The sequence below is a fragment of the Rhodococcus sp. 15-2388-1-1a genome (genome assembly GCF_002259145.1).
In the GTDB taxonomy this organism is placed as follows: domain Bacteria; phylum Actinomycetota; class Actinomycetes; order Mycobacteriales; family Mycobacteriaceae; genus Rhodococcoides.
This window is the reverse complement of sequence record NZ_NPFP01000036.1, coordinates 24043-31258: the sequence shown is the minus strand read 5'-3', so window position 1 is coordinate 31258 and position 7216 is coordinate 24043. Positions and strand designations below refer to the sequence as shown.

Here is a 7216-nt window from a genome sequence, read left to right as displayed (position 1 = left end):
GTTTTGCGACCTGAGTGAGGAACACTCCGGGAAGCGAGACGGCAGCGGAGGTCAGCGCGGCCTCGGACGGTCCGTACGAGCCGGCGGTGTCGTCGTCGGCGAGGTCCTGTTCGAGCATCCAGCCGATCGGGTCGAAGCCGACGGAGCGGACGACCAGCAGCTCGTCGGCAACGGGTGCGAGAGTGACTGCAGCCTCGTTGACGAGATCGGTCAATTCGGGTTCGAGCGCGGAGTCGCGAGCCAGTTCTTCGAGGGAGCTGAGCCACGGTGCACCCTGGCCACCGAAGGCCAGTGCGTACGGCTCGCCCGCGGCGAAACGATCTGCCAGAGTCCGAGAGCCGCCATTGCTTCTAGGGGATTTGTCTGCGTTGCCGGAGCTTCGCGAGCCTCGTCCGTGTGATGGTGTGCTCTCGTTGATCGTCAAGGCTGAAGATTCCTCTCGTGGACGCCTCGGGGGTCGGGGCGTTCGCTGTGATGACTGCCCTGGTGCGTCGTGGGCTACAGGGTCGAAGCGGTGAGCCGGTCTTCGTCGACAGGTCTCTTCCGCGCTGCTCAAGGTTGACACAAAATCATGAGGAAATCCTCAGGTTTGCTCGGACGTCCGAGTGCTACCAGCGAGTACGTCGGTCCAGGCGGCTTTACTTTTTGTTTACCCAACTCGCCGGTAACCCGCATCCACGCTGGCGAGAGCATCGACCGGGACGCCAGAACATGAGGAAAGCCTCGCATTTTTCGTTATCTTTTCGTGATGTGATCTCGAGCACAGACAAGCGATACGCGACCTTGTCGGTGCGGTCCCCTACCTTGTGCGAGCGAGCCGCACATCAGGGGAGCGGTCGACGAAATCCGGGGGGAATTCATGTATTCATCGGTAACGGACATCTGCACCGTGGAAGAACTCGACGCGGTGCTCGAACACATCGAAACGCATGCGCCACAATCTCGTTCGCCACACTGGACGCCGGGATGGCGCGGCGAGAGCGAGGTGGCGTTGCTGGATGCGATCTTCTCGGCGCGCGCTCCCTACGGCGGCCCCACCAGCGGGGTCCGCGCGGTGGTCCAGCGATGGAGATCGCATCGCGGCGACAACCGACTCGACGATTTGACAACCCTCGCCGAACTGGCCACTACACCGGATCTACTCGTGGAGATTCTGTCCAACCGTCAACTGGTTCCGGGGAACAGTCGAACCAAGGGTGCGGCCGCGGCCGTGGCGGCACAGACGTTGGTATCGGTGGGGCTGACCCGTTCGACCGACTTCGAGCAGTACACCGACGAGCAATTCGACGCGTTCTGCGCAATTCCCGGTCTCGGCGAAACCACTTGGGAATGCATGCTCGTGCACCTCGGCGTACGTACCGACAAAGCAGCCGAGCACCTGCGCTCGTTCGTCGCCGACGCGCTCGAACCACTGCACCACAACCTCGCTGCAGGAGTCGCCGAGGACCGCTCCCCCGTGATCCTCGGAGCCGCAGCGAACGCACTCGGCACCGACCTCGCCTCGCTCGAGCACGCAGTGTGGCGATACCAGCACACATCACGCAGGGCGAAGCAGCGTCACTCCGAAGCGCAACTGCGATCGGCAGGCCGACCGCGAGACATCAGAGCCTCCACACCGTCGAGAATGCACTCCAGCCCGAACCGGTAGGCGTGCACGGGGTCGCTGGCGGCGTCGTACGACGTCGCCGCGGCCGTCCCGACCCGGGACGACACCGGAAAGCGTTCGCGGTCCATCACCCGTCCGAGGATCGGTGCGGTGGCCGCCCACCACTGGGCGTCGGACATGCCCGACTGCTCCTTGACACGCGTCACGCCGGCGAGAGCTCGCGCGGTACCGGAGACGTGCGTGAGAACCAGCGTGAGAACGGAGTCGATCTCGACGTCACCCAGGCCGATGCCGTCGAGGGGGCGCACCTCGGCCTCGTACTTGTCGTTGGTGTGCGGACCGAGCACGGGCCGTGCGCCCTCCGCTTCGAGAAGCCACGAATGCCGTTGGTACAGAGCCCAATTGCGTTGGGCGACGAAACGCATCGCGGGACGCCATCCGCCGACCACGGAGGACGGCTCGTCGACGTGCGAGTAGAGGTCTGCACGCGCTCGATCGATCATCAGATCGGCCAGCTCCTCCCGGCCCGGTACATGCGTGTAGAGCGACATCGCGCCGACCCCGAGATGCTCGGCCACGTTCCGCATCGACACCGACTCGAGACCGTTCGCGTCGGCCAGCTCGATGGCGGCATCGACGATCGCATCCACGCTCAGTCCGGTACGGCTCGGCTTGGCGTCGACTCGCCAGAGCAACTCGAGAATGCGCGCTGGGTCGTACGAGTTCTCCTTCTTCGGTGCCACCCGGCGAGCCTAAACGTGCCCGACCGCACGCCGTGCCCCGGTTCGGCGGTTCCATCGACGGGCGTACGAGCGCATGCCCGACGCGCCGAGTCTCGGCCACCCCCGAGGAGATTAAAGAATATGCAATCTCTTGTTCAAATTCGTTGCGCGCGCTTGCATTTCGAGACGCCTCCCACTATGAATAGCCTTGCCTAATTAAGGCTGCCCTACATAGCGCGGCAACGACTCGCTTCGGCGACACAGAGGAGATCGATCATGTCCGTGATCACCCCCGACGAAGCGCCCCGATCCAGGACCGTCCCTCCGGTAGCTCGCCGACCGGCACGCACCAGAGCCAAGCCACGCAAGCGAGTCCAGCGCTCGATCATCGTGACGCACCGCTGGGCGTCGCTGACACTCGGCCTCCTGCTCGTGGTGATCACGACAACAGGCGCAATCGTCCTGTACACCCCCGAATGGCAACGGTGGACCCACTCGGATGTCTACTCCGCGAGTGCCGCACCCGCTACGGTGACGGCCGGACAGGCACTGGACGTCGTTCGGCAGGCTCACCCGGAACTCGGCGCAGACACGATCAACGTCTTCGGTGGCGTGTACGAGGTAGGCACCACCACCGGTTCACCCACTGTCTTCGGCGTCGACCCCTCCGACGGACGAATCACGGGGTCGTTCGACCGAAACCGTGGATTCATGGGCTTGATGAACCAGATTCACGAGTGCTTCTTCGCGTGCGAGGAATACCCCGGGCACATTCCATTTCTGCTCGACGACGTTCCCACACTCGGGACGTCGTTCCTGATCGGTATCACCTGGAGTTCGCTGCTGCTGGGCGTCGGTGGTCTGCTGTTGCTGTTCCTGGCGGTGTCCGGTGCCGTGCTGTGGTGGCCGGGAATCCGACGGTGGACCCACGGGTTTCGAGTGCGCACATCCAAGGGACGGTTCGCCCGCGACTACGACCTGCACCAGGTGATCGGCATGGTGGCCGTCCCGTTTCTGCTCATGTGGGCATTGACCGGAACCAACTTCGAGTTTCCCGGGCTTGCGAACGGTTGGTACGCGCTGACCGGTGGTACAGCAGTTCCCGACAGCCGATACGAGTTCGAATCCGTTGTGCCCGAGAGTGACTCCGCATCCGATATCTCGGTGGACGACGCTGTCGCGGCAGCAGAATCCGTTGTGTCCGGCCCGGTCGCCAACGTGTATCCACCCGAGGCGGACGACCCGGCCGGATACTTCGGCATCTACATCGCAGAGGGCAACGACCCGTGGGAGCACGGACCGTATCCGGGTGACCGATATGTGGCCGTCGACCGCTACGACGCCACCCACACGGCCCTTCTGGTCGGAGACAGCAGCTCCCTGTCCAACCGCATTCTCGACGAATGGTCGACGCCCTACGGGCACTACGGATTCGGCGTCAACGGCTGGTGGCGCATCATCTGGTTCGTCTTCGGATCGACTCCACTGGTACTGATGATCACCGGCCTGTCGACGTGGTTCTACAAACGAGGAGTGACGAAGAACAAGAAGGCAGCCAGGGCGGCACGAGCGGCAGCCGTATGAATGCGACGTTCGCTGCGGCATGCGCGCTGTACGCGCTCGCACTGGCGGTGGTCGTTCTGGTGGACGGCGCGCGCGCACGAACGCGGTCCCGGCATCTAACCACCGCCGTTGCCGTGCTCGAACTGTGCCTTCTGGCGCAGGCCCTGCACGTGGTGATCGCCCGGCTCGACGGCGTCGAACCCACCGAACCCGCAGTGCACCTCGGTTACACCGCGTCGTCGGTGTTGCTGATCCCCATCGCCTTCGGTGTGGTCGGTCGCGACACCTCGTTCTGGGCGTCGACCGCGGTGGCTGTCGCACTCGTCGCGGTCGTGGTTGTGGTCATGCGGATGCAGACGACATGGGCCCATGGCTGATCCGAAAACCGCTGACCCGAAAAACGCTGGGCCGGAACGAGTCCTGATACTGATCTACGCAGTGTTCGTACTCGCGGCCGGAGGCCGCAGTGCAGTGCAATTGGCCACCGAGGCATCACGCGCGCCGCTTGCCTATTCACTGTCGGCTGTCGCCGCGATCACCTATTGCCTGGGAGCAGCGTCGTTGGCAGGCGCACCTCGACACAGAAGATCGCGCCGCTGGGTGTTCGCAATCGAACTGATCGGGGTGCTCATCGTCGGATCGTGGACGTACCTCGATCCTGCGGCGTTTCCCGAGCCCACCGTCTGGTCGCATTTCGGTTCGGGCTACGGCTACCTTCCAGCGGTACTGCCGATCCTGGCGCTGCTCTGGACCGCCGTCCCCGCCCGGGCGACCGCTGATGCGAGATCGATCCGCCGACGAACCGCGTCGCCGGTGCAGATCGATCGGTTGTAGACTGCACCGGCACGCGCGAGTGGCGGAATTGGCAGACGCGCTGGATTTAGGTTCCAGTGTCTCAGGACGTGGGGGTTCAAGTCCCCCCTCGCGCACGACGGTCGTTCGGGCCGGTTTTCACATGCTCCTGGCTCGGTCAGGTCCAGGGTCGACAAGCACCGACACGTGAAGGCGGTTCGAATGCCCGAGGAAGCGAACGACGCGATCTTCGCCGAGATCACAGACGAGAGACGTTCTCTCGCAAGAACTCTCGAGTCTCTCACCCCTGAACAATGGGACACCCCATCGCTGTGCGAGGCCTGGACGGTCCGCGACGTCGCCGCCCATCTGGTGGTGCCACTGATCGTCCCGCTCTGGCAGTTCGGGCTCGTCATGGTGCGCACCCGAGGCAACTTCGACCGAGCCAATCAACTGATGACCACACGCGTTCGTCGCGAGCACGAAGACGAATTGCCTGCCTTGCTCACCGCTCACGCCGACAAGAAATTCACCCCGCCCGGCCACGGTCCGCTGGCCCCCTTGTCCGACGTCATCGTGCACGGACTCGACGTGTGCAGGCCGCTGGGAATCGAGCACCACGTTCCCGACCACCGCATGATCACGATGCTCGACTTCCTGGTGCCCGCGAGCGGTGCCGCACCGTTCAAGGGCCCCGAACTTCGACTGCAGTGGCGCGCGACCGATCTCGACTGGAGCCGCGGCGAGGGCCCGGTCATCGAAGGATCGACCGGCACCCTGGCCCTGGTTCTGACCGGACGCAGCAGCGCTCTGGCGGACGTGACCGGGCCCGGTGCCGAGCAACTCGCCCAGGCACGGGCCAACCGTCGTCGGGCATGAGCCGCACCCGAACCGTCCATGGTGAGAATCACCGCCGGGCCGCAGCACGCGACTACCTCCAGTAGTAGTACCTCCGGTACCGTCGAGGAGTGACTTCATCCCGCCCGAACCGTCGGCCAGCGCTGATCGCGCTGGTCATCGTGTCCGCGGCGGTGTGCCTGGGCCTCGGCTGGTGGCAGTGGGAACGCTTCGAGGCAGTAGGCGGTAACGGTCAGAACCTCGGATACGCGTTCCAATGGCCCCTGTTCGCAGTGTTCGTGGTCTACGCCTACCGCAAGTTCGTCCGACTCGAGGACGAGGACTCCGACGAAGCAGCTGCAGCTCGGCCCGACGGACCCACCGAGGTACCCCTCGACCTGCTCCCCCAGCGCAGCGCGCCGGCGGCAGACGCAAGGGACCTCGACGATCCCGAAGCCAGGCAGCTACTCGAATACAACAGCTACCTCGCGGAGCTGAACGAATCCCGCGGGACCGACAGGAGCACCACGTGAGTTCGGCACCGGAGAAGGCGCAGGCGTCTGCGAACAAGACCCAGAAGATCGCATCCGCGTTGCTGCGCTATCGCGTTCTGGCCTACGCCACGGGAATCTGGCTGCTCGTTCTCGTGACCGAGATGGTCGCGAAGTACATCTTCAAGGTCGAAAACGTGCCCAATTGGATTGCCGTCGTGCACGGTTGGGTCTACCTCGTGTACCTCGTGCTCACGGTGGATCTCGCCATCAAGGTGCGGTGGCCTGCCGCCCGCACGATCGGCACACTGCTCGCCGGAACCATCCCGTTCCTGTCCTTCTACGTCGAGCACAAGCGCACCAAGCAGGTCAAAGCCGACTTCGGCGTCTGACGTCAGCAGCCGATCGGCTGCGCGTTCGTCGGATCCAATGCGTTCTGCACCAGCCGCTGAGCCAGCGGATCGTACGAGATTCCCGTGTGCTCGACGGCGTTGGACGGACACACGTCCTGCAACACCACGTTCGTGTTTCCCGCTCCGCTGAGCAACGAGGCCGTGTACGGAACGACGACCTGGTCGTATCGGGTGACGATCGTGGTGTAGTCGATGCCCGAGACGGTATCGCTGCCCTCGTTCAGTCGTTCGAGCACGTCGTCCTGCACCGGGGGGCCTGCCGTCGGGTAGTTCGGCGGAGACAACGCCACGATCCGCGCGACCGTGCGGTCTCCACCGAGGAAGCGGGCGTAGTAGCGCGGCACCGTGCCGCCCTTCGAGTGGCCCACGATCGACACCTTCTGCGCGCCCGTCGCCGCGAGCACGGAATCGACGAACGTCGACAGTTCCGCAGCACTCTCGGGGATGGGTTCGAGCGCACCGAGGGCCTGGACCGGCCCGGTATTGCCATAGTCGATCGCGAACACGCAGTATCCGGCCTCGGCCAGCTTCGGCGACAGGGACGCCCAGTTGGCGTAGGAGTTCTCCAGGAATCCGTGCACCAGCACCACCGGCTGAGGATGTTGCGCGCTCGGAACACACGAGAAGTCGTTCGAGCCCGGAGGAGTCACTCCCGGGTGCGCGATCGAGTAGGCGAGGGCCTCGGCGAACGAGCCTGCCGCGGGTGTGGCCGAGGCCGGGATACCCGTCAGGCACAACGCGCCGGCTGCGAGTGCAACCGACGTACGCCCCAGCACTGCACGCGCCCGCACG

General features: G+C 64.6%; 10 protein-coding genes and 1 tRNA gene. 8 read left to right on the top strand and 3 right to left on the bottom strand.

The genetic code is table 11. From position 1 onward, the window contains the following. A partial coding sequence (locus tag CH302_RS20405) for a hypothetical protein (RefSeq protein WP_141216698.1) occupies positions 1-424 on the bottom strand: 424 nt, incomplete at its 3' end. Between the two features lie 435 nt (positions 425-859). Here CH302_RS20405 and CH302_RS20400 point away from each other — a divergent pair. Continuing rightward, a complete protein-coding gene (locus tag CH302_RS20400; RefSeq protein WP_037193333.1) occupies positions 860-1648 on the top strand; it encodes a hypothetical protein in 789 nt (262 codons plus the stop codon). Here CH302_RS20400 and CH302_RS20395 read toward each other — a convergent pair. Further along, positions 1558-2349: a TetR/AcrR family transcriptional regulator gene (locus CH302_RS20395; RefSeq protein ID WP_037193335.1), complete on the bottom strand. Its 792-nt coding sequence runs from the start codon at positions 2347-2349 to the stop codon at positions 1558-1560. The genes CH302_RS20400 and CH302_RS20395 overlap by 91 nt on opposite strands. Positions 2350-2604: 255 nt before the next feature. Here CH302_RS20395 and CH302_RS20390 point away from each other — a divergent pair, with 255 nt between their 5' ends. The 7 genes from CH302_RS20390 to CH302_RS20360 all read left to right on the top strand — a co-directional run bounded on the left by CH302_RS20390 (position 2605) and on the right by CH302_RS20360 (position 6403). Then, positions 2605-3912: a PepSY-associated TM helix domain-containing protein gene (locus tag CH302_RS20390; protein ID WP_052047883.1), complete on the top strand. Its 1308-nt coding sequence runs from the start codon at positions 2605-2607 to the stop codon at positions 3910-3912. Then, on the top strand, positions 3909-4268 hold the full coding sequence (locus CH302_RS20385; RefSeq protein ID WP_037193337.1) for a hypothetical protein: 360 nt from the start codon (positions 3909-3911) through the stop codon (positions 4266-4268). Before CH302_RS20390 ends, CH302_RS20385 begins: the two co-directional genes overlap by 4 nt. Beyond that, positions 4261-4725 carry a hypothetical protein gene (locus CH302_RS20380; RefSeq protein ID WP_217903125.1) on the top strand — a complete coding sequence of 155 codons (465 nt, stop codon included), beginning with the start codon at positions 4261-4263 and terminating at the stop codon, positions 4723-4725. The genes CH302_RS20385 and CH302_RS20380 overlap by 8 nt, the downstream gene beginning before the upstream one ends. 13 nt (positions 4726-4738) lie before the next feature. Next, positions 4739-4820: transfer RNA gene (locus CH302_RS20375), tRNA-Leu, on the top strand. Between the two features lie 85 nt (positions 4821-4905). Continuing rightward, positions 4906-5562 carry a maleylpyruvate isomerase family mycothiol-dependent enzyme gene (locus CH302_RS20370; protein ID WP_037193684.1) on the top strand — a complete coding sequence of 219 codons (657 nt, stop codon included), beginning with the start codon at positions 4906-4908 and terminating at the stop codon, positions 5560-5562. An 89-nt stretch (positions 5563-5651) separates the two neighbouring features. Then, positions 5652-6053: a glucitol operon activator gene (locus tag CH302_RS20365; RefSeq protein ID WP_037193339.1), complete on the top strand. Its 402-nt coding sequence runs from the start codon at positions 5652-5654 to the stop codon at positions 6051-6053. Beyond that, positions 6050-6403: a DUF3817 domain-containing protein gene (locus CH302_RS20360; protein ID WP_037193340.1), complete on the top strand. Its 354-nt coding sequence runs from the start codon at positions 6050-6052 to the stop codon at positions 6401-6403. Before CH302_RS20365 ends, CH302_RS20360 begins: the two co-directional genes overlap by 4 nt. 2 nt (positions 6404-6405) lie before the next feature. On the opposite strand, the gene CH302_RS20355 is transcribed toward CH302_RS20360, so the two are convergent. Further along, entirely contained in the window at positions 6406-7215 is an 810-nt protein-coding gene (locus tag CH302_RS20355) for an esterase/lipase family protein (RefSeq protein WP_037193341.1), read from the bottom strand. Between the last annotated feature and the right edge of the window lies 1 nt (position 7216).

What these genes read in the sequence shown, in the direction of transcription:
- CH302_RS20400 (WP_037193333.1), top strand. Translation starts at nt 860, where the DNA reads ATGTATTCATCGGTAACGGACATCTGCACCGTGGAAGAACTCGACGCG.
- CH302_RS20390 (WP_052047883.1), top strand. Translation starts at nt 2,605, where the DNA reads ATGTCCGTGATCACCCCCGACGAAGCGCCCCGATCCAGGACCGTCCCT.
- CH302_RS20385 (WP_037193337.1), top strand. Translation starts at nt 3,909, where the DNA reads ATGAATGCGACGTTCGCTGCGGCATGCGCGCTGTACGCGCTCGCACTG.
- CH302_RS20380 (WP_217903125.1), top strand. Translation starts at nt 4,261, where the DNA reads ATGGCTGATCCGAAAACCGCTGACCCGAAAAACGCTGGGCCGGAACGA.
- CH302_RS20370 (WP_037193684.1), top strand. Translation starts at nt 4,906, where the DNA reads ATGCCCGAGGAAGCGAACGACGCGATCTTCGCCGAGATCACAGACGAG.